The 23,782-nt window shown below is 72.3% G+C and carries 16 protein-coding genes; 9 read left to right on the top strand and 7 right to left on the bottom strand.

All coding sequences use genetic code 11. From position 1 onward, the window contains the following. Positions 1 to 91 precede the first annotated feature (91 nt). The 7 genes from ABT014_RS09225 to pyk all read left to right on the top strand — a co-directional run bounded on the left by ABT014_RS09225 (position 92) and on the right by pyk (position 13,031). Complete coding sequence (locus ABT014_RS09225) at positions 92 to 2,047, top strand: alpha-1,4-glucan--maltose-1-phosphate maltosyltransferase (RefSeq protein ID WP_350638107.1); 1,956 nt, start codon at positions 92 to 94, stop codon at positions 2,045 to 2,047. Beyond that, on the top strand, positions 2,044 to 3,747 hold the full coding sequence (treS, locus tag ABT014_RS09220; protein ID WP_350638035.1) for a maltose alpha-D-glucosyltransferase: 1,704 nt from the start codon (positions 2,044 to 2,046) through the stop codon (positions 3,745 to 3,747). Before ABT014_RS09225 ends, treS begins: the two co-directional genes overlap by 4 nt. A gap of 251 nt (positions 3,748 to 3,998) precedes the next feature. Beyond that, positions 3,999 to 5,489 carry a maltokinase N-terminal cap-like domain-containing protein gene (locus ABT014_RS09215; RefSeq protein ID WP_350638034.1) on the top strand — a complete coding sequence of 497 codons (1,491 nt, stop codon included), beginning with the start codon at positions 3,999 to 4,001 and terminating at the stop codon, positions 5,487 to 5,489. A gap of 35 nt (positions 5,490 to 5,524) precedes the next feature. Continuing rightward, the gene (gene glgB, locus ABT014_RS09210; protein ID WP_350638033.1) at positions 5,525 to 7,984 is read left to right on the top strand and encodes a 1,4-alpha-glucan branching protein GlgB; all 2,460 of its coding nucleotides are present in this window, start codon (positions 5,525 to 5,527) and stop codon (positions 7,982 to 7,984) included. Positions 7,985 to 8,157: 173 nt separating this feature from the next. Further along, positions 8,158 to 10,290 (top strand): phosphate acetyltransferase, encoded by a 2,133-nt coding sequence (pta, locus tag ABT014_RS09205; protein ID WP_350638032.1) that lies wholly within the window; start codon positions 8,158 to 8,160, stop codon positions 10,288 to 10,290. Next, positions 10,287 to 11,498: an acetate kinase gene (locus tag ABT014_RS09200; protein WP_350638031.1), complete on the top strand. Its 1,212-nt coding sequence runs from the start codon at positions 10,287 to 10,289 to the stop codon at positions 11,496 to 11,498. The genes pta and ABT014_RS09200 overlap by 4 nt, the downstream gene beginning before the upstream one ends. A gap of 102 nt (positions 11,499 to 11,600) precedes the next feature. Then, positions 11,601 to 13,031, top strand: coding sequence for a pyruvate kinase (gene pyk, locus ABT014_RS09195; RefSeq protein ID WP_350638030.1), 1,431 nt, complete (start codon positions 11,601 to 11,603; stop codon positions 13,029 to 13,031). Between the two features lie 177 nt (positions 13,032 to 13,208). On the opposite strand, the gene ABT014_RS09190 is transcribed toward pyk, so the two are convergent. The 4 genes from ABT014_RS09190 to trxA all read right to left on the bottom strand — a co-directional run bounded on the left by ABT014_RS09190 (position 13,209) and on the right by trxA (position 17,393). Beyond that, the gene (locus tag ABT014_RS09190) at positions 13,209 to 14,468 is read right to left on the bottom strand and encodes a hypothetical protein (protein ID WP_350638029.1); all 1,260 of its coding nucleotides are present in this window, start codon (positions 14,466 to 14,468) and stop codon (positions 13,209 to 13,211) included. Next, positions 14,465 to 15,016, bottom strand: a complete 552-nt coding sequence (locus ABT014_RS09185) for a DUF6114 domain-containing protein (RefSeq protein WP_350638028.1) — start codon at positions 15,014 to 15,016, stop codon at positions 14,465 to 14,467. Before ABT014_RS09185 ends, ABT014_RS09190 begins: the two co-directional genes overlap by 4 nt. Positions 15,017 to 15,148: 132 nt before the next feature. Further along, a complete protein-coding gene (locus tag ABT014_RS09180; RefSeq protein WP_350638027.1) occupies positions 15,149 to 15,808 on the bottom strand; it encodes a DUF6230 family protein in 660 nt (219 codons plus the stop codon). Positions 15,809 to 16,397: 589 nt separating this feature from the next. Continuing rightward, positions 16,398 to 17,393, bottom strand: a complete 996-nt coding sequence (gene trxA / locus ABT014_RS09175; protein WP_350638026.1) for a thioredoxin — start codon at positions 17,391 to 17,393, stop codon at positions 16,398 to 16,400. 473 nt (positions 17,394 to 17,866) lie between these two features. Here trxA and ABT014_RS09170 point away from each other — a divergent pair, with 473 nt between their 5' ends. Further along, positions 17,867 to 18,523 carry a TetR/AcrR family transcriptional regulator gene (locus tag ABT014_RS09170; RefSeq protein ID WP_350638106.1) on the top strand — a complete coding sequence of 219 codons (657 nt, stop codon included), beginning with the start codon at positions 17,867 to 17,869 and terminating at the stop codon, positions 18,521 to 18,523. An 89-nt stretch (positions 18,524 to 18,612) separates the two neighbouring features. Here ABT014_RS09170 and icmA read toward each other — a convergent pair whose 3' ends face one another. From icmA to ABT014_RS09155, 3 genes are all read right to left on the bottom strand, one after another. Further along, the gene (gene icmA / locus ABT014_RS09165) at positions 18,613 to 20,298 is read right to left on the bottom strand and encodes a coenzyme B12-dependent isobutyryl-CoA mutase large subunit (RefSeq protein ID WP_350638025.1); all 1,686 of its coding nucleotides are present in this window, start codon (positions 20,296 to 20,298) and stop codon (positions 18,613 to 18,615) included. A gap of 291 nt (positions 20,299 to 20,589) precedes the next feature. Beyond that, positions 20,590 to 20,922 carry a DUF3817 domain-containing protein gene (locus ABT014_RS09160; protein ID WP_350638024.1) on the bottom strand — a complete coding sequence of 111 codons (333 nt, stop codon included), beginning with the start codon at positions 20,920 to 20,922 and terminating at the stop codon, positions 20,590 to 20,592. Positions 20,923 to 21,006: 84 nt separating this feature from the next. Further along, positions 21,007 to 21,525: a MarR family winged helix-turn-helix transcriptional regulator gene (locus tag ABT014_RS09155; protein WP_350638023.1), complete on the bottom strand. Its 519-nt coding sequence runs from the start codon at positions 21,523 to 21,525 to the stop codon at positions 21,007 to 21,009. Between the two features lie 502 nt (positions 21,526 to 22,027). Between ABT014_RS09155 and ABT014_RS09150 the strand changes: the two genes are divergently transcribed. Further along, a complete protein-coding gene (locus tag ABT014_RS09150; protein ID WP_350638022.1) occupies positions 22,028 to 23,677 on the top strand; it encodes a M4 family metallopeptidase in 1,650 nt (549 codons plus the stop codon). Positions 23,678 to 23,782: the final 105 nt, after the last annotated feature.

Genomic DNA, 23,782 nt, shown 5'->3' with positions numbered 1-23,782 from the left:
CACCCCGAAGAAGACCGGCACCGCGAAGGCCGCACCGGCGGGTTCCACCCCCCGCCGGGCCGCGGCCCGCAAGACGACAGAGAGCGACACCGTGATCGGCCGCATCCCCGTCCTGGACGTCTCCCCGCTAGTGGACGCCGGCCGCCGCCCGGCCAAGGCGGTGGTCGGGGAGCGCTTCCTGGTCAGCGCCACCGTGTTCCGGGAGGGCCACGACGCGGTCAACGCCAACGTGGTGCTGCGCGACCCCCGCGGCCGCAGCGGCCCGTGGACCCCGATGCGGGAGCTGGCCGAGGGCACCGACCGCTGGGGCGCGCACGTCACGCCGACCGCGGAGGGCCGCTGGTCGTACCTGGTGGAGGCGTGGAGCGACCCGGTGGCGACCTGGCGCCGGCACGCCGCGGTGAAGCTGCCGGCCGGGATCGACACCGCGCTCGTCCTGGAGGAGGGCGCGCAGCTGCTGGAGCGCGCCGCCGCCGGCGTGCCCAAGAAGGACGGCCGGGCGCACGTGCTGGCCGCCGTGGACGCGCTGCGCGACCAGGGGCTGCCCACCCTCAGCCGCTACGCCGCCGCGCTGGCCCCGGAGGTGTCCGCGCTGCTGGCCCGCTACCCGCTGCGCGAGCTGGTCAGCGCCTCCCGGCCGCTGCCGCTCCAGGTGGACCGTCAGCGCGCGCTGTACGGCGGCTGGTACGAGTTCTTCCCGCGCTCCGAGGGCGCCGAGGTCGACCCGACCGGGGACGCGGCGCCGGTCTCCGGCACGCTGCGGAGCGCCGCCGAGCGGCTGCCGGCGGTGGCCGCGATGGGCTTCGACGTGGTCTACCTGCCGCCGATCCACCCGATCGGCCGAGCCTTCCGCAAGGGCCCGAACAACACCCTGACCGCCGGCCGGCACGACGTCGGATCGCCCTGGGCGATCGGCTCGCCCGAGGGCGGCCACGACGCGATCCACCCGGACCTCGGCACCATCGAGGACTTCGACCACTTCGTCGCCGAGGCCGGCGCGCTGGGCCTGGAGATCGCGCTCGACTTCGCCCTCCAGTGCTCGCCCGACCACCCCTGGGTGAACAAGCACCCGGAGTGGTTCTCGCACCGGGCCGACGGCACCATCGCCTACGCCGAGAACCCGCCCAAGAAGTACCAGGACATCTATCCGGTCAACTTCGACCAGGACTTCGACGGCATCGTCAAGGAGACCGTGCGCGTCCTGAGGTTCTGGATGGCCCACGGGGTGCGGATCTTCCGGGTGGACAACCCGCACACCAAGCCGGTCAGCTTCTGGGAGAAGGTGCTCGCCGACATCGCCAGGACCGACCCCGACGTGGTGTTCCTGGCCGAGGCGTTCACCCGTCCGGCGATGATGCACACCCTGGGCAAGGTCGGCTTCCACCAGTCCTACACCTACTTCACCTGGCGCAACACCAAGCAGGAGCTCACCGAGTACCTGACCGAGCTGAGCGGCGAGGCCGCCGCGTACATGCGGCCGAACTTCTTCGCCAACACCCCGGACATCCTGCCCGGCTACCTCCAGCACGGCGGCCCGGCGGCCTTCGCGGTCCGCGCGGTGCTGGCCGCCACGCTGGCCCCGAGCTACGGCGTGTACGCCGGCTTCGAGCACTACGAGAGCGAGCCGGCCCACCCCGGCTCGGAGGAGTACCTGGACTCGGAGAAGTACGAGCTGCGCCCCCGGGACTGGACGCGGCAGGACTCGCTGGCCCCGCTGCTGACCGCGCTGAACCGGCTGCGCCGCCGGCACCCGGCCCTCCAGCAGCTGCGCGACCTGCGCTTCCACCCGACCGACAACGACCAGGTCATCGCCTACTCCAAGTCCGCGACCACCGAGGACGGCATCGAGGACCACGTGATCGTGGTGGTCAACCTGGACCCGAGGCATGCCCAGGAGGCGACCGTCACGCTCGACGGCGACCACCCGATCACCGTGCACGACGAGCTCACCGGTGCCACGTACACCTGGGCCCGGCACAACTACGTCCGGCTCGACCCGTCCGCCGGGCCGGCCCACCTCCTCACCGTTCGGAGGCATCCTCAGTGACAGTCAACGAGCCCGTCCCCGACACCTTCGCCGAGACACCGAGCAAGGACCGGGACCCGGACTGGTTCAAACGCGCGGTCTTCTACGAAGTCCTGGTGCGGTCCTTCCAGGACAGCAACGGCGACGGGGTCGGCGACCTCAAGGGGCTGACCGAGAAGCTCGACTACCTCCAGTGGCTGGGGGTGGACTGCCTCTGGCTGCCGCCGTTCTTCGCCTCCCCGCTGCGCGACGGCGGCTACGACGTGGCCGACTACAAGTCGGTGCTGCCGGAGTTCGGCGACCTGGCCGACTTCGTCGAGTTCGTGGACGCCGCGCACCTGCGCGGGATGCGGGTGATCATCGACTTCGTGGTCAACCACACCAGCGACCAGCACCCGTGGTTCCAGGCCTCGCGCAACGACCCGGACGGCCCGTACGGCGACTTCTACATGTGGGCCGACGACGACAAGCAGTACCCGGACGCCCGGATCATCTTCGTCGACACCGAGACCTCCAACTGGACCTACGACCCGGTCCGCAAGCAGTACTTCTGGCACCGGTTCTTCTCCCACCAGCCGGACCTGAACTACGACAACCCGCGGGTCGAGGAGGAGGTGATCGCGGCCCTGCGGTTCTGGCTGGACCTCGGGATCGACGGCTTCCGGCTGGACGCGGTGCCCTACCTCTACGCGCGCGAGGGCACCAACTGCGAGAACCTCCCGGAGACCCACGAGTTCCTGCGCCGGCTGCGCAAGGAGATCGACGCGGACTACCCGGACACCGTGCTGCTGGCCGAGGCCAACCAGTGGCCGGAGGACGTGGTCGACTACTTCGGCGACTTCGCCTCCGGCGGCGACGAGTGCCACATGGCGTTCCACTTCCCGGTGATGCCGCGGATCTTCATGGCGGTCCGCCGGGAGTCCCGCTACCCGGTCTCGGAGATCCTCGCCAAGACCCCGGACATCCCCTCCGGCTGCCAGTGGGGCATCTTCCTGCGCAACCACGACGAGCTGACCCTGGAGATGGTCACCGACGAGGAGCGCGACTACATGTACGCGGAGTACGCGAAGGACCCGCGGATGCGGGCCAACGTGGGCATCCGCCGGCGGTTGGCACCGCTGCTGGAGAACGACCGCAACCAGATCGAACTGTTCACCGCGCTGCTGCTCTCGCTGCCCGGTTCGCCGGTGCTCTACTACGGCGACGAGATCGGCATGGGCGACAACATCTGGCTCGGCGACCGGGACGGCGTGCGGACCCCGATGCAGTGGACGCCGGACCGCAACGCGGGTTTCTCCTCCGCCGACCCGGGCAGGCTCAGTCTGCCGCCCATCATGGACCCGGTGTACGGCTATCAGGTGACCAACGTCGAGGCGCAGCAAAGCAGTTCGAGTTCGCTGCTGCACTGGACGCGTCGCATGATCGAGATCCGCAAGCTCAACCCGGCGTTCGGCCTCGGCAGCTACACCGAGCTGCCCTCCAGCAACCCCGCGGTGCTGGCCTTCGTGCGCGAGTACGAGGGCGACCTGGTCATGTGCGTGAACAACTTCTCGCGGTTCGCGCAGCCGACCGAGCTGGACCTGCGGCGCTACGGGGGGCGCTACCCGGTCGAGCTGATCGGTGGCGTGCGTTTCCCGTCCATCGGCGAGTGGCCGTACCTGCTCACCCTGGCCGGCCACGGTTTCTACTGGTTCCAGCTCCGCAAGCCCGGCGCGAAGTAGCACCGCTCTCGAAGTAACGATCCATCAGGCCCCACAGCACCTACCCTCCGGGGGCGCGAGAGCAGCACCCCGCGCCCCCGGAGTCCTCTGCACCACCGCGTACGGAGAACAGCCCAACGGCCACCCACACTATGGCGTGACACCCGAGCCCCGCTCGCGTGCCGTCGCCGCCGCGCCGCCGAAATCCGGAAGACTGACGGACCCGGCCAGGACCCGTCGGGCAGCCCGCCCGCTTCCGGGGAAAGGGAGTCATGTCCGAAACCTCCCGTTCTCAAGCCCAAGTGCACCGCGACACGCCCGACGGCACCCCCGGTCCCGTCGGTACGCGCGGATCCGGGGCCCGGAGAACTGCTGCGGGGGTCAGCGAGCTGGTCCACGCCGCGCTGCCGCTGATCGCCGACTGGCTCCCCACCCAGCGCTGGTACGCCGGGAAGGGGCGGGCGATCACCGGGCTCACGCCGGTGATCGGCACCCCGCTCCAGGTCGGCGACCCGGCGCTGCTGCACCTGCTGCTGCGGGTCGAGCAGGGCACCGGGCCGGCCGCCCAGGGCGACATCTACCAGCTGCTGCTCGGGATCCGCTCGCACGAGCCGGGCGGGATCCCGCCGGGCGCCGTGCTGGGCCGGCTGGAGGGCACCACGTACGACGGGGCGATGCTCTACGACGCGGTGCACGACCCGGAACTGACGGGGCGACTGCTGGAGCACCTGGCCACCGGCGACCGGTTCGGCCCGCTGTCCTTCCGCCGCACGCCCGGCCCCGGGCTGCCCGGCAACCTGCCCGGCCGGGCGTCCACCGCCGAGCAGTCCAACAGCTCGGTGATCTACGGCACCGCCTTCATCCTCAAGCTGTTCCGCCGGATCAGCCCCGGCACCAACCCGGACCTCGAACTCTCGCTCGCCCTCTCGCGGGCCGGCTCCACCCGCATCCCGCGGGTGGCCGCGTGGTTCGAGAGCCGGCTGGAGCGATCGGAACCGGCCACTCTCGGCCTGCTCCAGCGCTACCTCTCCGACGCCGAGGACGGCTGGGAGCTCGCCCTGGACCAGGTCGCCCGGCTCAAGGGCGACCCCTCCCCCGGCAACTTCGCCATCGAGGCGCACCGGCTCGGCCGGGCCACCGCCGAGGTGCACCGGGTGCTGGCCAGGTCGATGCCGACCGACCGGCTCGACCGGGAGCGGATCTCCCGGCTGGCCGGCGCGATGGCCGACCGGCTGGACAGCGCGGTGGCGGCCGTCCCCGGGCTGCTGCGCTACCGCTCGGCGCTGCGGGCCGCGTTCCACCAGCTCACCGCCGACCACCTGGACGGCCTGCTGGTCCAGCGGATCCACGGCGACCTGCACCTCGGGCAGGCCATGCGGACCCCGCACGGCTGGGTGCTGCTGGACTTCGAGGGCGAGCCCGCCAAGCCGCTGGCCGAGCGCAGGCTGCCGCAGCCCGCGCTGCGGGACGTGGCCGCGATGCTCCGCTCCTTCGACTACGCGGCCGCCCACCTGTTGGCCGGCGCCCCCACCACCGACCCGGAGCTGGCCCACCTGGCCGCGGCCTGGGCGGCCCGCAACCGGGCCGCGTACTGCGCCGGGTACACGGCGGGCGGCGGCACCGACCCCGCGGCCGCACCGGAGCTGATGCGCGCCCTGGAGATCGACAAGGCGGTCTACGAGGTGGTGTACGAGGCCCGCCACCGGCCCAGCTGGCTCCCCATCCCGCTGGCCGCCATCAACCGTCTGGCGCTCACCGTCTGACCCCCGCACAACCACCGCCGCAGGAGGATCCCGTCGTGACACCGCTCGGTCCGAAGCCCGACCGCACCAACCCCGCCGTGCCCGCCACCTTCCTGCCCGAGCGGGGCACCCCAGCCCGGGCGGGCCGGTCGCGGGCGGCCGGGGCGGCCCGGCGGACCGAGCCGTCCGACGGCCGGCCCGCGGCCCAGAACGGACCGGCGCCGACCGGCCGCCAGGCGCCGCCGTCGGCGCCCCGGCCGCCGGCCCGGCGCCCCGCCGGGCCGGCCCCGCAGCCGGCGGCGCAGGCCCGCCCGGACGCGGTGCTCCGGCTGCCGGAGGCACCGTTGCCGCCGGCCGAGGTCGACCGGCTGGTGTCCGGCGGCCACCACGACCCGCACGCCCTGCTCGGCGCGCACCCCACCCAGGGCGGCACCGCGATCCGGGTGCTGCGGCCGTTCGCCGAGCGGGTGGTGGTGGAGACCGAGCACGGCCCGGCCGAGCTGACCCACCAGCGCTCCGGCCTGTTCACCGGGCTGCTGGCGGGCGAGGAGTTCCCGACGTACCGGCTCCTGGTCTCCTACCCGGGCACCGGGCTGCTGCCGCAGGAGGACGGCTACCGGATCGCCCCCACCCTGGGCGAGCTGGACCTGCACCTGATCGCCGAGGGCCGGCACGAGCAGCTCTGGCGGGCGCTGGGCTCGCACGTGCGCGAGGTCGAGGGCGTGCACGGCACCGCGTTCGCGGTCTGGGCGCCGAACGCGGTCGGGGTGCGGCTGATCGGCGACTTCAACCACTGGGACGGCACCGGCCACCCGATGCGCTCGCTCGGCTCCTCGGGCATCTGGGAGCTGTTCGTGCCGGGCCTCGCCGAGGGCGCCACGTACAAGTACCAGATCCGCACCAAGCAGGGCTGGGTGCTGGAGAAGGCCGACCCGCTGGCCCGGGCCGCGCAGTGCCCGCCGGACACCGCCTCGGTGGTGCACACCTCGACCTACGCGTGGGGCGACGCCGAATGGCTGGCCCGGCGGGCCGCGGCGGTGCACCACCGGGCGCCGATGTCGGTGTACGAGCTGCACCTCGCCTCCTGGCGGCCGGACCTCACCAGCTACCGCGAGATCGCCGCCGAGCTGCCCGGCTACCTGGAGCGACTCGGCTTCACCCACGTCGAGTTCATGCCGGTGATGGAGCACCCGTTCGGCGGCTCCTGGGGCTACCAGGTGTCCGGCTTCTACGCGCCGACCGCCCGGCTCGGCGGCCCGGACGACTTCAAGTACCTGATCGACACGCTGCACCGGCACGGCATCGGCGTGATCGTCGACTGGGTGCCGGCGCACTTCCCCAAGGACGACTTCGCGCTCGCCCGGTTCGACGGCGAGCCGCTCTACGAGCCCGCCGACCCGCTGCGCGCCGAGCACCCGGACTGGGGCACGCTGGAGTTCGACTACGGCCGCACCGAGGTGCGCAACTTCCTGGTGGCCAACGCGGTCTACTGGTGCGAGGAGTTCCACATCGACGGCCTGCGGGTGGACGCCGTCGCCTCGATGCTCTACCTGGACTACTCCCGCGAGGGCGGCGGCTGGACGCCCAACCAGTACGGCGGCCGGGAGAACCTGGACGCGGCCGCCTTCCTTCAGGAGATGAACGCGACGGTCTACCGGCGCTGCCCCGGCGTGGTCACCATCGCCGAGGAGTCCACCGCCTGGGACGGCGTCACCCGCCCCACCGACAGCGGCGGCCTGGGCTTCGGGCTGAAGTGGAACATGGGCTGGATGCACGACTCGCTGGTCTACATGTCCAAGGAGCCGGTGCACCGCAAGTACCACCACAACGAGATCACCTTCTCGATGGTGTACGCCTACTCCGAGAACTACATCCTGCCGATCTCGCACGACGAGGTGGTGCACGGCAAGCAGTCGTTGGTCGCCAAGATGCCCGGCGACTGGTGGCAGCAGCGGGCCAACCACCGGGCCTACCTCGGCTTCATGTGGGCCCACCCGGGCAAGCAACTCCTCTTCATGGGACAGGAGTTCGCCCAGGGCGCGGAGTGGGACCACGAGCACGGCCCGCAGTGGTGGGTGCTCGCCGACTCCTGGCCGGCCGCCGCCGAGCACCGCGGTGTCCAGCAGCTGGTCGGCGAGCTCAACCGGGTCTACCGGGACAGCCCCGCGCTGTGGGAGCAGGACAACACCCCCGACGGCTTCCGCTGGCTGGACGGCGGGGCCGCCGAGGACAACCTGCTCTCCTTCGTCCGGTACGCCGCCGACGGCTCCCCGCTGGTCGCGGTCTGCAACTTCGCACCGGTGGTCCGCCGCGACCACCGGATCGGGCTGCCCCGGCTGGAGGGGCGCGAGCAGCTCTGGGAGGAGGTCCTCAACACGGACGCCGCGCGGTTCGGCGGCAGCGGCGTGGCCAACTCCCACCCGATCAAGGCCGAGGCCCTCGCCTGGAACGACCAGCCGCGCAGCGCCGAACTGATCGTCCCCCCGCTCGCCACCGTCTGGCTCCGCCCGGCCTGACCACCCGGCCCGACCGCCCGCCGCGCCGGGCCCGCCACCGTGCGGGCCCGGCGCGGCCGTGCCGGCCACCGTCCGTCCGCTTCGGCGCCACCCGGCCGCGACCGCCCGTACGGGCCGCGAAATGTATGGTCGACGTGACGGATGGCCCAGGGCGACGGGACGGAGACAGCCGGGTGGCGCGCAGCGTGTACGTGACCGGGATCGACCGGGGGGACGGCCGGCAGGCCGTCGAGCTGGGGGTCATGGAACTGCTCACCCGCCAGGTGGACCGGGTCGGGGTGTTCCGGCCGCTGGTGCACGCGCCGGCGCCCGGGGAGAGCGCCTCGGACCACGTGGTCGAGCTGCTGCGGGCCAGGTACCGGCTGGACCTCCCGGCGGCGGAGCTGTACGGGATGACCTACGAGGAGGCCGCCGTCCTGCAGGCGGCGCAGGGGCAGGACGAGCTGGTCTCGGCGCTGGTCGACCGGTTCCGCGCGCTGGAGCGGCACTGCCAGGCGGTGCTGGTGCTCGGCACCGACTTCGCGGGCACCAACATCCCGGACGAGCTGGCGTTCAACGCGCGGCTGGCGAACGAGTTCGGCGCCTGGGTGCTCCCGGTGGTCGGCGGGCAGGGCGAGGACCCGAGGACCGTGATCGCCGAGGTCCGCAACGCCCACCGGGCCTACGCCGACCTCGGCTGCTCCACCCTGGCGATGATCGCCAACCGGGTGGTGCCGGCCGCCAAGGACGAGGTCCGACAGACCCTGGCGCAGAAGCTGCCGGTCCCGGCGTACGTGATCCCGGAGGAGCTGGCGCTGGCCGCGCCGACCGTGGCGCAGCTGGTCGAGGCGACCGGCGCGGAGGTGCTGCTCGGGGACGCAGCCGGCCTCGCCCGGGACGTGCGCTCGTTCGTCTTCGGCGGCGCGATGCTGCCGACCTTCCTGACCGCGCTGACCGAGGGCGCCCTGGTGGTCACCCCCGGGGACCGCGCCGACCTGCTGATCGGCTCGCTGGCCGCGCACGCCGCCGGCGCACCGCCGATCGCCGGCGTGCTGCTCACCCTCGGCCAGCACCCCGGGCCGGACGTGATGGCGCTGGCCGCCCGGCTCGCGCCCGGCACCCCGGTCGCGGTCGTCCCGGAGGGCAGCTGGCTCACCGCGGCGGCGCTGACCCACCTGGAGGGCCGGATCGGCCCGGACAGCCCGCGGAAGTCCGAGATCGCCCTCGGCCTGTTCGAACTCCACGTGGACACCGCCGAGTTGACCGAGCGGATCGAGCTGAGCCGGTCCGAGCGGGTGACCCCGATGATGTTCGAGCACGCGCTGCTGGAGCGGGCCCGGGCCGCCCGCCGGCACATCGTGCTGCCGGAAGGCACCGAGGACCGGGTGCTGCGGGCGGCCGAGGTGCTGCTGCGCCGCAACATCTGCGACCTCACCCTGCTCGGCGAGCCGGACGCGGTGCACCGCCGGGCCGCCGCCCTCGGCATCGCGCTGCCGGCGCCGGACGAGAGCGCCGACCGCGCCCGGGTGCGGGTCGTCGACCCGGCCACCAGCCCGCTGCGCCGGCGGTTCGCCGAGCTGTACGCGCAGCTGCGCGCGCACAAGGGCATGACCGTGGAGCTGGCGCTGGACGTGGTCACCGACGTCTCCTACTTCGGCACCCTGATGGTGCAGGAGGGGATCGCCGACGGCATGGTCTCCGGCGCGGTGCACTCGACCGCGGCGACCATCCGGCCGGCCTTCGAGGTGATCAAGACCGCGCCGGGCGCCGCGATCGTCTCCTCGGTGTTCTTCATGTGCCTGGCCGACCGGGTGCTGGTGTACGGCGACTGCGCGGTCAACCCGGACCCGGACGCCCGGCAGCTGGCCGACATCGCCGTGCAGGCCGCCGAGACCGCGGCCCAGTTCGGGGTGGAGCCGCGGGTGGCGATGCTCTCGTACTCGACCGGCACCTCGGGCTCGGGGGTGGACGTGGACAAGGTCCGCCAGGCGACCGAGCTGGTCCGGGCGCTGCGGCCGGAGCTGCCGGTGGAGGGCCCGATCCAGTACGACGCGGCGGTCGACCCGCACGTGGCGCGGACCAAGCTGCCCGGTTCGCCGGTGGCCGGCCGGGCCACCGTGCTGATCTTCCCGGACCTGAACACCGGCAACAACACCTACAAGGCGGTGCAGCGCTCGGCCGGTGCGGTCGCGGTCGGCCCGGTGCTCCAGGGGCTGCGCAAGCCGGTCAACGACCTGTCCCGGGGCGCGCTGGTGGAGGACATCGTGAACACCGTGGCCATCACCGCCATCCAGGCCAGGACCGCCACCGAAGGAGCTGCGCAGTGACCACCGGCACCCGGATCCTCGTCCTGAACGCGGGCTCGTCCTCGCTCAAGTACCAGCTGATCGACATGCTGGACGGCAGCCGGGCGGCGGCCGGTCTGGTGGAGCGGATCGGCGAGCCGGCCGGCCGGCTGGCGCACACCCCGCGCAGCGGGGCCGGGCGCGAGCAGCTGCGGTTCTTCCCCGACCACGGCGCGGCGCTGACCGCGGTCGCCGCGGAGCTGTCCGCCGACGGGCTCGGCCTGGACTCCCCCGAGCTGGCCGCGATCGGCCACCGGGTGGTGCACGGCGGACGCCGGTTCACCGAGCCGACCGTGGTGACCGACGAGGTGCTGGCCGAGATCCGCCGGCTGATCCCGGTCGCCCCGCTGCACAACCCTGCCAACATCACCGGCATCGAGGTGGCCCGCGGCCTGCGCCCGGACCTGCCGCAGGTGGCGGTCTTCGACACCGCCTTCCACGCGACGCTGCCGGAGTACGCGGCCCGGTACGCGATCGACCGGGAGGTGGCGGACGAGCACCGGGTGCGCCGCTACGGCTTCCACGGCACCTCGCACCGGTACGTCTCGCGGGCCACCGCGCAGCTGCTCGGCAAGGACCCGGCCGAGGTCAACGTGATCGTGCTGCACCTGGGCAACGGCGCCTCCGCCTCGGCGGTGGCCGGCGGGGTCTGCGTGGAGACCTCGATGGGCCTCACCCCCCTGGAGGGGCTGGTGATGGGCACCCGATCGGGCGACGTCGACGCGGGGGTGGTGTTCCACCTGCACCGGGTCGGCGGGCTCGGCATCGACGAGATCGACGCGCTGCTGAACCGGCGCAGCGGCCTGCTCGGGCTGTGCGGGGACAACGACATGCGCGAGGTGGTCCGGCGCTCCCAGGAGGGGGACGCGCCGGCCCGGCTGGCCTTCGACGCGTACGTGCACCGGCTGCGCAAGTACCTCGGCGCCTACTGCGCGGTGCTCGGGCGGGTGGACGCGGTGGCCTTCACGGCGGGGGTCGGCGAGAACTCCGCCCCGGTGCGGGAGGCGGCCTGCGCGGGGCTGGACACGCTGGGGATCGCGGTGGACGCCGAGCTGAACTCGGTGCGTTCCTCGCGGGCCCGGATCATCTCGCCGGAGTACGCACGGGTGGCCGTCGCCGTCGTGCCGACCGACGAGGAGCTGGAGATCGCGCAGCAGGCCTTCGCCCTGGTGCACACTGCTGTGGAGTGACCTGACTACCAGTCAGTATCCCAACCCTCGGGATGGTTCGTTGGCGATCCCTCAGGTTTCGAGCGGAATGCACCGATAACACGAACGGATAGACTGACCGATATGCGCCGAGCGAAAATTGTCTGCACCCTGGGTCCTGCCACGGACTCCTACGAACAGCTGAAGGCCATCGTCGAGGCGGGGATGAACGTCGCCCGACTGAACATGAGCCACGGCACCCACCCCGAGCACGAGGAGCGGTACCGCAAGGTCCGCCAGGTGTCCGAGGACACCGGCCGCACCATCGGTGTGCTGGCCGACCTCCAGGGCCCGAAGATCCGCCTGGCGACCTTCGCCAACGGCCCGGTCACCGTCGACAACGGCGACACCTTCACCATCACCACCGAGGATGTGCCCGGGGACCAGCACATCTGCGGCACCACCTACAAGGGCCTGCCCGGCGACGTGAAGCCCGGCGACCCGATCCTGATCAACGATGGCGTCATCGCCCTGGAGGTCGTCAGCGTCGACGGCCCGCGGGTGAAGACCGTGGTGGTCGAGGGCGGCGTGCTCTCGAACAACAAGGGCATCAACCTGCCCGGCGCGGCCGTGAACGTGCCGGCGCTCTCCGAGAAGGACAAGGACGACCTCCGGTTCGCCCTGCGCCTGGGCGTGGACATGGTCGCGCTCTCCTTCGTCCGCAACGCCGGCGACGTCGACGACGTGCACAAGGTGATGGACGAGGTCGGCATCCGCGTCCCGGTCATCGCCAAGATCGAGAAGCCGCAGGCCGTCGAGGCGATGGAGGAGATCGTCCTCGCCTTCGACGCCGTCATGGTGGCCCGTGGCGACCTCGCGGTGGAGTACCCGCTGGAGCGGGTGCCGCTGGTGCAGAAGGAGCTCATCACGCTCTGCCGCCGCAACGCCAAGCCGGTCATCGTCGCCACCCAGATGATGGAGTCGATGATCCACGCCTCGCGCCCGACCCGCGCCGAGGTCTCGGACGTCGCCAACGCCATCCTGGACGGCGCGGACGCGGTCATGCTGTCCGCCGAGTCGAGCGTCGGCAAGTTCCCGGTCGAGACGGTCAAGACCATGAGCCGGATCGCCGAGACCGCCGAGCAGCAGCTGGTCTCCCAGGGCCTGCAGCCGCTCAACCCGGGCCGCAAGCCGCGCACCCAGTCCGGCTCGGTCGCCCGCGCCGCCTGCGAGCTGGGCGACTTCCTGAACGGCAAGGCGCTGATCGCCTTCACCAAGTCCGGCGACACCGCCCGCCGGCTGTCCCGCTACCGCTCGCCGATCCCGGTGATCGCCTTCACCCCGGACGCCGCCACCCGCAACCAGCTGTCGCTCAGCTGGGGCGTCGAGGCGTACGTCACGGAGCAGGTCGAGACCACGGACGAGATGGTCGAGCAGGTCGACCGCGAGCTGCTGCGCCTGGACCGGCTGGCCGAGGGTGACACCGTGATCGTCACCGCCGGCTCGCCCCCCGGCATCCCCGGCACCACCAACATGGTGCAGGTCCACCACCTGGGCACCCGCGTCAAGAACTGACGTCCGGCGACCAGCGCGCGCCCGCGGGGCGGCCCTCCCACGACCGGGAGGGCCGCCCCGCGGTCGTTGCGCCGGCGACCGCGGCGACCGGCACGCCGTCGTGATCCCGCCCGGGAACGGCGCCGGCCCGGCCGCGCGGGGCGGTCGGGCCGGGGACGGCGTGCGGTCGACGGAGCGTCAGTTCTCGTACGGCGTCTCGTCGTTGTAGAGCTTCATGCCGGGGATCTTCAGCGTGCCGCCGAACTGGCCGGCCTGCACGGCGGTGGCGTTGTCGAGGGTGAGGTCCAGCGGGATCGGGATGCCGCTGAGCAGGTCCCAGAGCCACTTCGGCAGGGTGTCGGGGGTGAGGGTGATCTCCCCCAGGTCGATCGGGATCGGCAGGCCGTAGATCTCCGACAGGTGACCGGAGAGCCGCTCCACGTACATCGTGATCGGCCCGTTGCGCATGGTCGAGGTGGAGTTCGGCGCGCTCTTCACGTGGAAGGTCAGACCGGGGATCTGGATGGTCGACATGTCGAGATTGCCGATGTCGACGCTGGCGGTGGTGAACTTCAGCACCCGCTTGCTGCCGGTCGGGGTCTTCACGTCGTAGACGCCGTTGAAGACCGAGCCGTGCAGGGCCAGCCGGGAGGACTTCAGGGTCCAGTTCTGCTCCGGCACCACGTGGCCGGCGGTGGCCGCCCGGGCGGACAGGCCGCTGGTGTCCACCGCGCAGTTGGGGTTGGCCGAGGCGGCGGCGGAGGGCGGCACGGTCGGCGCCGCCGAGGTCTTCGGCTTGCTCGCCGGTGCCTTGGCGGCCGTGGAGCCGGAGGCCTTCGCGGTGGCCGACGGAGCGGCGGGCGCGGCGGCGGCCGGGGCCGCGGGCGCGGCCGCGGCGGGGGCCGACGCGGGCGGCGAGGCCGGGGTGGACGCCGACGATCCGGGCGCGGTCGGGACGGGGGACGGCGTGGCGCTCTTGCCGCCGCCCGGGTGGAATATGCCGTCCACGATGTCGTCGATCAGACCGGCCTGCTGGACGCCGGAGGTCCGCACCGCCTGCCCGGTGCTCGTGGTGAACGCGGCCGGGCCGGCCTGGGCCGAGCCCGTCTGCGCGGGGGCGTCCTGGGGCTTCGCGCTGGCCGTACCGGGCGCGGTGCTCGGCCCGGCCTGCGTGGCCGCACCGCTCCCGGACGAGGCCGAGCCGGTGCCGCCGGACTCCGGGGCGACCTTGATCTCGCTCTGCGGGACCGGCGTCTCCTCGATCACCGTGTCCGGGGCGCTCGCACAGGCCGTCTTGGAGTCGGCCATCGCCAGTGTCGGTGCGTAGGCCGCTCCGACCAGCAGGGCGGTCGGCACCGCGGCGATCGCCAGTGCCCGGCCGCGCAGGCGGCTGCGGACCCCGGCCCGGGGTGCGGCGTGGCGCGGGCCCGCCGCGGTGGGCCCGTCGTGCTCGGTCATCGCTGCTCCTCCGGGTGGGCGGGCTGCGGGGCGGCGGCGCCGTACTCGATCGGCTGTGCCTGCTGCGGCAGGTGCGGTTCCTCCGCCCGGGCCTCGGGCGTGGCGTCCTCGGCCCCGGCTCCGGCCTCCTCGGCCGGCAGCGTCCTCAGCGGGGCCCAGGAGCAGAGCAGACCGCCGGCGACCAGACCGGTCACCGCGCCGAGCAGGAAGCCGCCCAGGTTGGCGACCGGGATCGAGATGAGCGAGAGGATCGTGGTGGCGACACCGCAGAAGATCCGGACGATCGGCTGGAACCAGGCGGTCAGCCCGAGGGCGATCATCAGCAGACCGATGATCAGCGCGCCGGCTCCGGCCGTGGTGGACATCGCCAGCGTCAGGCCGCCGAGCGTCAGGTGCGCGTAGGGGAAGTACAGGATCGGAACGCCGGCGATCATGGCCAGCAGGCCGCCCCAGAACGGCCGGGTTCGACGCCAGGTACGGAATCCCGGCCGGATCCGGCCGAAGCCGCTGCCGGCCTCGGACCGCGGGTGGGCAGTTGCGCTGGACACGATACGACTCCTCGATGGTGCAAACGAGGGGGAAAACTGGAATGTGCAGCCGGGAGGGGTGCCTAGGCACCGCCCCCGGCTGCGCGAAGCTCACGGCGGGGCCGCGCCGTGCGGCGCGGCCTCAGCGGAGCGTCAGTAGCACTCGTTGCCCGGGCCGTCGCCGTTCTTCAGCGACAGCTTCAGGCCGTTGAGCTTGAAGGTGCCGGCCGAGGTGGCCCAGGCACGCTGCTGCACGTTGGACAGGGTCGCCTCGGGGGCGGCCTGGGCGAAGCCCTGCTTGCCGGTGGGCAGGCCCTGCGAGTGCAGCTTCTCGTGGGTCTTCCAACCCTTGAGCGCGTCCGAGTTCAGCGTGGAGGCGTCCTGGCCGATGTTGATGCCGCGGAACTCCGCGTCGGCGTCCAGCTGGTCGAGGTCGATCAGCAGGTTCTGGGCCTCGACCGGCTTGTTCGGGTCGCCGCCCGCGTTCAGCTGGAGGGTGACCTTGCCCAGGCCCAGCGCCGACAGGTCGGTCACCACGGACTGGCACAGGTTGTTGATGGTGGCGGTGTCGAAGGCCGAGACCGCGACCGGGTGGAAGGTGCCGTTGGCCTCCACGTCGACCGAGCCGAACTGCGCGAAGTTGGTGCCGTGCAGCTTGCTGGTGCTGACCTTGAACGACTGACCGGAGACGCTGAACGAGGCGGCCAGGGCGCTGTTGGCCAGGCTGACACCGATGGCGGCGGTCGCGGCGATGCTGGGGACCATCACGACGGCGAAACGACGCCAGCGCGTCTTGCCGAAAGTCTGGGACATGCAGTCCTCCTTCTAGGACGTACATCTCCGGCCGGGTTCCGGTGCGACCCGCACAGGCCCGGCCCGGGATGGCAGAGAGCTACGTCCTCGGTAACGGAGAGCGCCCGACCGGCGTAGGGACGACGGTCACGGCGATCACCCCCGAGCGACAACCGACGGCCGCACGGGGTGCGCGACCGACATGAGGCCAGGAGCCGCGGCGTGGGATCTGCGACTACCCCCCTGTCCTCCAGACACCGACCCCTGGGGGGCCGGCGGCTGCCCGGTGGGGATCCCTCGACCGAGGGACCGGGCGTCGCCGATCGTGCTTGAATCCCGGGCGAAGCACAAGAGGTCCGTTACTGACGGGTAATCCAACAGCAGATGAAGCTGATCATGGAATCCGGGCCTCCGCTACGGAGAGTGACATTCTGGAGATTTCGTGCTGCTGCAATGCACCGGAAACAGGAACGAAACACCCCTCCCCGATCACCTGTGGTGACCGGGGAGGGGTATTGTCAAGATTTGATAAAGCTCTAGGGTTTCGGTGGGATTGTCGCCAAATCAACCACGACACCGCAGGTCATCCGCCGTGCCATCGGAGCAGCCGTCAGAACAGCACCCGGGCCAGCGCGGCCCGCGAGGCGATCACCCGCGGGTCGTCCGCGCCGATCACCTCGAACAGCTCCAGCAGCCGCACCCGCACGGTGTCCCGGTCCTCGCCGAAGGTCTTCGCCACGGTGGCCACCAGCCGGCCGAAGGCGTCCTCGACATGACCGCCCACCAGGTCCAGGTCGGCCGCGCGCAGCTGCGCCTGGACGTCCTTCGGGTCGGCCGCCGCCTCCGCGCGGACCGCCTGCGGGTCCAGGCTCTCCACCCGGCGCAACAGCTGCGCCTGGGCCAGGCCCAGCTTGGCCTCGATGTGGCCGGGCCGGTCGGCCAGCACGTTCTGGTACGCCTGGACGGCGCCGCCGAGGTCGCCCCGGTCCAGCGCGTCGTGCGCGGCCTCCAGCGCCGGGTCGGCGGCCACCCGCGGGGCCGTCGCGGCACGCTCGTCGCCCTCGGCCGCCGGGTCGACCGGCACGCCGGTGATGCCGAACCGCTGCTCGGCCACCGCGATCAGCTGGTCGATGATCTTGCGGACGTTGGCCTCGTTCTCGGCGCCCTGGAAGAGCGGGACGAGCTGGCCGGCCACCACCGCCATCACGGCGGGGATGCCCTGGATGCCGAACTGCTGGGCGATCAGCTGGTTGGCGTCCACGTCGATCTTGGCGAGCACGATCCGGCCGGCGTACTCCTCGGCCAGCCGCTCCAGGATGGGGCTCAGCTGCTTGCACGGGCCGCACCACTCGGCCCAGAAGTCGACCACGACGGGCACCTCGGCCGACCGCTGGACGACCTCCGCCTCGAAGGTCTCCTCGGTGACGTCGAGGACCAAGGGGTACGCCGGTGCGGCGGCCGGGGCGCCACCGGCCTCGGCCTGCCTGGCCCGCTCGGCCCGGGCCTGCTCGGCCTTCTGGGCAGCTTCACCGGCGGCCTTGACGGCGGCGAGGTCGACCGCGCCGCGCAGGGCGGAGTTGTTGAGACGCGAATTCCGTGACTGCATGGCACCATCCTCCCCCGTCGACACGGATGGCGGGCGCCAACCGCTCGGAAACACCCCGCCGAGCCGCCGCGCCCGCACGTCCGCCGGCCGGCGGACGTCCGATTCCCCTGCTGTTCCTGCCCCCTGGTAGCCCTGCACCCCGGTGCGGATCCCCACCCGCACCCGCGCCCGCCCGATCCCTTGGGTCGAGGCGCTCCGGTTGTCGCTCTTTCGCTACGAGTCGTAGCGTATCTGCACCCCGGGCGGGTCCCGCAAGCCCCCGACGGCCTTCCCGGACGTGAGCTGCCCCACTTTCCCGACCCACCCCGCTGCGGGCCGGGCAGGACGGTCGCTACGGTGGCACTGCCCGACAAGTTACTTATCGGTAGAACAGCACCGAACGTCGTATCGGAAGACCGCAAGGAGGCTCGGTGGCCCCCACCACCCGGCAGCCCGCAGCAGCGGACCAGGCCACGGACCAGCCGCCGTTCGGCGTGCCCGGCCGCGGCAAGGGCCGTCCACGCAGCGCCAGTGCCGACCGCGCCATCCTGGACGCCACCAGGGCCGCCCTCGCCGAGATCGGCTGGGGCGGGCTGACCATGGGACACGTCGCCACCAGGGCGGGCGTCGCCAAGACCACCCTCTACCGGCGCTGGCCGTCCAAGAACGAGCTGGTGGTGGACGCCGTGGCCAGCCTGTTCGACGACCTAGAGATGGCCGACCTGGGCAGCCTGCAGGCGGACATCGAGGCGGTGGTGGCGCAGTTCGCCGACCTGCTGGCCCGGCCGGAGACCCAGGCCGCGCTGCTCGCCCTGTTCGCCGAGGGCAGCCGTGACCCGCTGCTGCGCCGGCGGATCCGCGAGCGCATCGTCGACCCGCAGAAGCAGCTGGTGCGCCTCGGCCGCACCAACGCGCAGGCCCGCGGCGAGCTCGGCCCGGACCGGGACGAGGACGCCGCCTGCGAGGAGATCGACATCATCTTCGACACCATCGCCGGCACCGTGGAGCACCGGATGCTGGTCAGCGGCGAACCGATCACCGCGGACTGGATCCACCGCTTCACCACGCTGCTGCTGAGCCCGCTGCCGGGGCTGTCGGCCGCGCTCGGCGGGCCGGGCGCGGCGCCCGGCGACGCCGCGCGGGGCGACTGAACGCGGGGCGCTGCGGGGCGGCCCTGCTCCGCGCGGGCAGCCCGGAAGGGGCGCCGGGTGGACCCGGCGCCCCCACCCGCGCAGGCGGGTCAGAACGAGGCGTTCTCCCGGTAGACGCCCCACTCGTCGCGCAGCGCGTGGCAGATCTCGCCCAGGGTGGCCTCGGCCCGCACCGCCCGGAGCATCGGCGGGATCATGTTCGCCCCGGAGCGGGCGGCGGCGAGCATCTCGGCCAGCCCGTCGCGCACCGCGGCCTCGTCGCGGGCGGCCTTGCGGGCGCCGAGCACCCGGACCTGCTCGCGCTCGACCTCGTGGCTGACCCGCAGGATCTCCAACTCCTTGGTGACGCTGCCCGGGTGGCAGTTGACGCCGACCACCCGCTTCTCGCCCTTCTCCAGCGAGCGCTGGTACTGGAAGGCCGCCTCGGCGATCTCCCCGGTGAACCAGCCCTCCTCGATGCCGCGCAGGATGCCGGAGGTGATCGGCCCGATCGGGTGGTCGGCCCGGCCCTTGTCGAGGATCCGCTGGAAGATCTCCTCGGCCTGCGCCTCGATCCGGTCGGTGAGCGCCTCCACGTACCAGGAACCGCCCAGCGGGTCGGCGACGTTGGTGACGCCGGTCTCCTCCATCAGCACCTGCTGGGTGCGCAGGGCGATCTCGGCGGCCTGCTCCGAGGGGAGCGCCAGGGTCTCGTCCAGCGCGTTGGTGTGCAGCGAGTTGGTGCCGCCGAGCACCGCGGACAGCGCCTCGACGGCGGTGCGCACCACGTTGTTGTACGGCTGCTGCGCGGTCAGCGACACCCCGGCCGTCTGGGTGTGGAAGCGCAGCCACTGCGCCTTGTCGGTCTTGGCGCCGAAGTGGTCGCGCATCCAGCGGGCCCAGATCCGCCGGGCCGCCCGGAACTTGGCGATCTCCTCGAAGAAGTCCAGGTGGGCGTCGAAGAAGAAGGACAGCCCGGACGCGAAGTCGTCCACGTCCATGCCGCGGGAGAGCCCGAGCTCGACGTAGCCGAAGCCGTCCGCCAGGGTGTACGCCAGCTCCTGCGCGGCCGTCGCACCGGCCTCCCGGATGTGGTAGCCGGAGACCGAGAGCGGCTTGTACGCCGGGATGTTGGCCTGGCAGTACTCCATCAGGTCGCCGATCAGCCGCAGGTGCGGCTCGGGGGCGAACAGCCACTCCTTCTGGGCGATGTACTCCTTGAAGATGTCGGTCTGCAGGGTGCCGTTGAGCACCGCCGGATCGGCGCCCTGGCGCTCGGCCGCGACCAGGTACATGCAGAACACCGGCACCGCCGGCCCGCTGATGGTCATCGAGGTGGTGACCTCGCCCAGCGGGATGCCGCGGAACAGGATGTCCATGTCGGCGGCCGAGTCGATGGCCACGCCGCAGTGGCCGACCTCGCCGAGCGAGCGGCCGTCGTCGGAGTCGTAGCCCATCAGGGTGGGCATGTCGAAGGCGACCGAGAGGCCGCCGCCGCCGGCCTGCAGGATCATCCGGTAGCGCTCGTTGGTCTGCTCGGCGTTGCCGAAGCCCGCGAACTGGCGGATGGTCCAGGTCCGGCCGCGGTAGCCGGTCGGGTGCAGCCCGCGGGTGTACGGGTACTCACCGGGCCAGCCGATCCGCTCGAAGCCCTCGTACGGCAGGCCGGCGGGCGGGCCGTAGACCGGCTCGACCTCGTCGCCGCTCAGGGTGGTGAAGTCCGCGTCGCGCTTGCGGGCCTTGTCGTACCGCTGCTGCCAGCGCTGGCGGCCGGCCTCGATCTCGTCGGCGTCCATCGACTCCGAACTCCACTCCGTGCGGCCGTCCGGTCGGGACGGCACAGCTGCTAGGACGTCCTACCAATTTACTCGGACGTCCTAGTATCTGTCGATGGCTCGCCGGGGGCACCCAGGCCGGGCCGAGGAAGGCCGGGGCGCACGGGGAGGTTCCGGGCGCACGGGAGGGCGCACCGGGGGGCGTACGCAGCGCGGGCCGGGCGGGCGGGGCACTGGAAGGCGGGCGGGAACGAGAAGGCGCCCCCTCCCGGCCGGGAGGGGGCGCCTGGCAGAAGCCGAGCGGGGTGCGGGTCAGGCGCTGACCGGCTGCGCGTCCTGGATCAGCGGGGCCACCTCGCGGGAGACCTTGCGCTCGACGAAGAACACGGCGGTGGGGATGGTGCCGGCCAGCAGCACCCAGGCGAGCTTGCCGATCGGCCACTTGGCCTTGGTGCCCAGGTCGAAGGCGAGCACCAGGTAGACCACGTACAGCCAGCCGTGCGCGATGCCGACGGCGGTGGTGAAGCCGGCGGCGCCGGAGACGTCCAGCGCGTACTTGGCGATCACCCCGAGGGTGAGCAGGATCAGGAGGACACCGGTCACGTACGCCAGCGCCCGGTAGCGGGTCAGCACACTCTGCTTCATGGCATCGAGGGTAACCGGCCGAACGGGTCGCTCCCGCCGCACCCCGGGCCGGTCGCCGCCGCCCGCCCGGGCGCCGCCGCCGGACTACTCGCCCGCGCTGTCGCTGAAGTCGCCGGCGGTGACCCGCAGCGGGCGCAGCAGGTCGAAGACCTGCCGGCACTGCTCCTCGTCGTAGCCGTCCAGCCCGAAGTCGACGGCCATCAGCTCGCGGGTGGCCTCCTCCACCACCTCCCGGCCGCGGGTGGTGATCGAGGCGAGCACGCCGCGGCCGTCCAGCGGGTTGGGGCGGCGGGCGACCAGGCCGGCCCGCTCCAGCCGGTCGACGGTGTTGGTGACGCTGGTCGGGTGGACCATCAGCCGTTCGCCGATCTTGGAGAGCGACAGCTCGCCGGTCCGGCTGAAGGTGAGCAGCACCAGTGCCTCGTAGCGGGCGAAGGTCAGCCCGTAGGGCTTGACCACCGCGTCCACCCGGGAGAGCAGGATCTGGTGGGCGCGCATCACCGAGGTGATCGCCGGCATGGCGGGGACGCTTCCCCACCGGCGCTTCCAGAGCTCGTCGGCGCGGGCGATCGGGTCGAAGTCGAGTGCGAGGGGCTTGGCCACCACTCCACCGTACCGGCGGGCCCGCGGGCGGGTAGCAGGTGTCCACGATGCTGGACAAGGCCGCCTGCTGGCGGGATCACGCCAGCGGAATCGGGTTCGCAACAGGCCGGTCAATGCTGTGTATATTCCGGCAATATTCAGTTGAATCAACCGAGTTGTCGGAATTCAGCCGGGGTTCGACCCCTGTTCGAACGGAAACCCCCGGCCCGCCAAGTCATTTGGGCGATTTACCGGATTCATCCCGCCGCCGTCGCGGCATCACGACCCCGCACTGAGCTGGCGAGACATGGCCAACTCTTGCTGTAGACCTGTCATTTGATCAGCTTGATTGTCATGCTTCTGGCCAGCCCCGTGAGGCGGCCGCCACCCCCACCCCGGCAGCCGGCTCGTGACCGCACGGAGCAAGCACGTCAGCGTCCGTTCCGCCCCAGCAGGCACCAGCTCCGGTGTCCCCGGAACGCGGCGCGACCGCGCACGCGGTTGATCCGGAAGGAATCCGTACGTGAAGCGAAAGCTGACAGTCGGAGCCGTTCTCTCTGCCTCGGCCATCCTCGCCAGTGCCATCCAGGTCAGTGCCGGGATCGCGCAGGCCGCCCCGTCCCCGCTCGGCGAGGCCCCGGCTGCCGGCAAGCAGCGCGTCGAGCTGATCGCGCTGGCCGACGCCCAGGCGCCGACCGCGGCCCGCGCCCTCGGGCTCGGCGGCCAGGAGAAGCTGATCGCCAAGGACGCGATCGTCGACACCGACGGCACCCGCCACCTGCGCTACGAGCGCACCCTCGGCGGCCTGCCGGTGATCGGCGGCGACGTGGTGGTGCACCTCGACGCCAAGGGCGCCGTGCAGGCCACCGACCGCGCCGTGCAGGGCTCCGTCGCCCCGGCCACCGCCACCCCGAAGCTGTCGGCCGACCAGGCCGCCGCCGAGGCCACCACCGCTGTGCGCTCCACCCTCGGGATCGCCAAGGACGCCGACGAGCCCGCGCTCGTCTCGGCCGGCGAGGCCGGCCCCGCCGAGCTGGTGGTCTGGGCCACCTCCGGCACCCCGCGCCTGGCCTACCGGACCACCGTCAAGGGCCTGCGCGCCGACGGCACCCCGAGCAGCCAGCTGCTGGTCACCGACGCCGCCACCGGCGAGGTGCTGTCCAGCCACGAGCAGGTGCAGACCGCCAACGCGAACGGCACCGGCAAGGGCGTGTTCGTCGGCAGCGTGCCGCTGACCACCACCACCTCGGGCTCGACCTTCCAGCTCAAGGACGCCACCCGGGGCGGGATGTACACCACCAACCTGGCCAACAAGACCTCGGGCAAGGGCACGCTCTACACCGACCCCGACAACGCCTGGGGCACCGGCGCCGCCTCCAACACCCAGTCCGCCGCCGTGGACGCCCAGTACGGCGCCGCCGCCACCTGGGACTTCTACAAGAACACCTTCGGCCGGCTCGGCATCCGGGGCGACGGCGTCGGCGCGTACAGCCGGGTCCACTACGGCAAGAACTACGTCAACGCGTTCTGGGACGACTCCTGCTTCTGCATGACCTACGGCGACGGTGACGGCAACAGCCACCCGCTGACCGAACTGGACGTCTCGGGCCACGAGATGACCCACGGCGTGACGGCCAACACGGCCGGCCTCAACTACTCGGGCGAGTCCGGCGGCCTGAACGAGGCCACCAGCGACATCTTCGGCACCATGGTCGAGTTCTACGCCAACCTGGCCACCGACAAGCCGGACTACCTGATCGGCGAGCTGATCAACATCAACGGCGACGGCACCCCGCTGCGCTACATGGACAAGCCCTCCAAGGACGGCGGCTCGGCGGACTCCTGGTCCGCCGGCGTCGGCAACAAGGACGTCCACTACTCCTCGGGCGTCGCCAACCACTTCTTCTACCTGCTGGCCGAGGGCAGCGGCGCGAAGGTGATCAACGGCGTCAGCTACAACAGCCCTACCTCCAACGGCTCCACCCTCACCGGCATCGGCCGGGACAAGGCCGCCAAGATCTGGTACCGGGCGCTGACCGTCTACATGACCTCCACCACCAACTACAAGGCCGCCCGCACGGCGACCCTCAAGGCGGCGACCGACCTGTACGGCGCCACCTCCACCGAGTACAAGGCGGTCGCGGCCGCCTGGAGCGGCGTCAACGTCAGCTGACCCGAGCTCACCGAGCCACCTGAACGCGTGGCTGCCGGGCCCTCCGGAGGGGAGGTCCGGCCGCCACGCCGCAGGCCCTGGCGGTGTCCGGCATCGCCGGGTGCC

The sequence above is a fragment of the Kitasatospora sp. NPDC094015 genome, from assembly GCF_040304075.1.
Taxonomy (GTDB): domain Bacteria; phylum Actinomycetota; class Actinomycetes; order Streptomycetales; family Streptomycetaceae; genus Kitasatospora.
The sequence above is the reverse complement of the archived record's forward strand: the minus strand, read 5'-3'. Positions and strand labels throughout refer to the sequence as shown.

Coding starts and splice junctions, on each gene's coding strand:
- ABT014_RS09215 (WP_350638034.1), top strand. CDS start 3,999: ATGTCCGAAACCTCCCGTTCTCAAGCCCAAGTGCACCGCGACACGCCC.
- ABT014_RS09160 (WP_350638024.1), bottom strand. CDS start 20,922: ATGAAGCAGAGTGTGCTGACCCGCTACCGGGCGCTGGCGTACGTGACC.
- ABT014_RS09180 (WP_350638027.1), bottom strand. CDS start 15,808: ATGTCCCAGACTTTCGGCAAGACGCGCTGGCGTCGTTTCGCCGTCGTG.
- pyk (WP_350638030.1), top strand. CDS start 11,601: ATGCGCCGAGCGAAAATTGTCTGCACCCTGGGTCCTGCCACGGACTCC.
- ABT014_RS09190 (WP_350638029.1), bottom strand. CDS start 14,468: ATGACCGAGCACGACGGGCCCACCGCGGCGGGCCCGCGCCACGCCGCA.
- trxA (WP_350638026.1), bottom strand. CDS start 17,393: ATGCAGTCACGGAATTCGCGTCTCAACAACTCCGCCCTGCGCGGCGCG.
- icmA (WP_350638025.1), bottom strand. CDS start 20,298: ATGGACGCCGACGAGATCGAGGCCGGCCGCCAGCGCTGGCAGCAGCGG.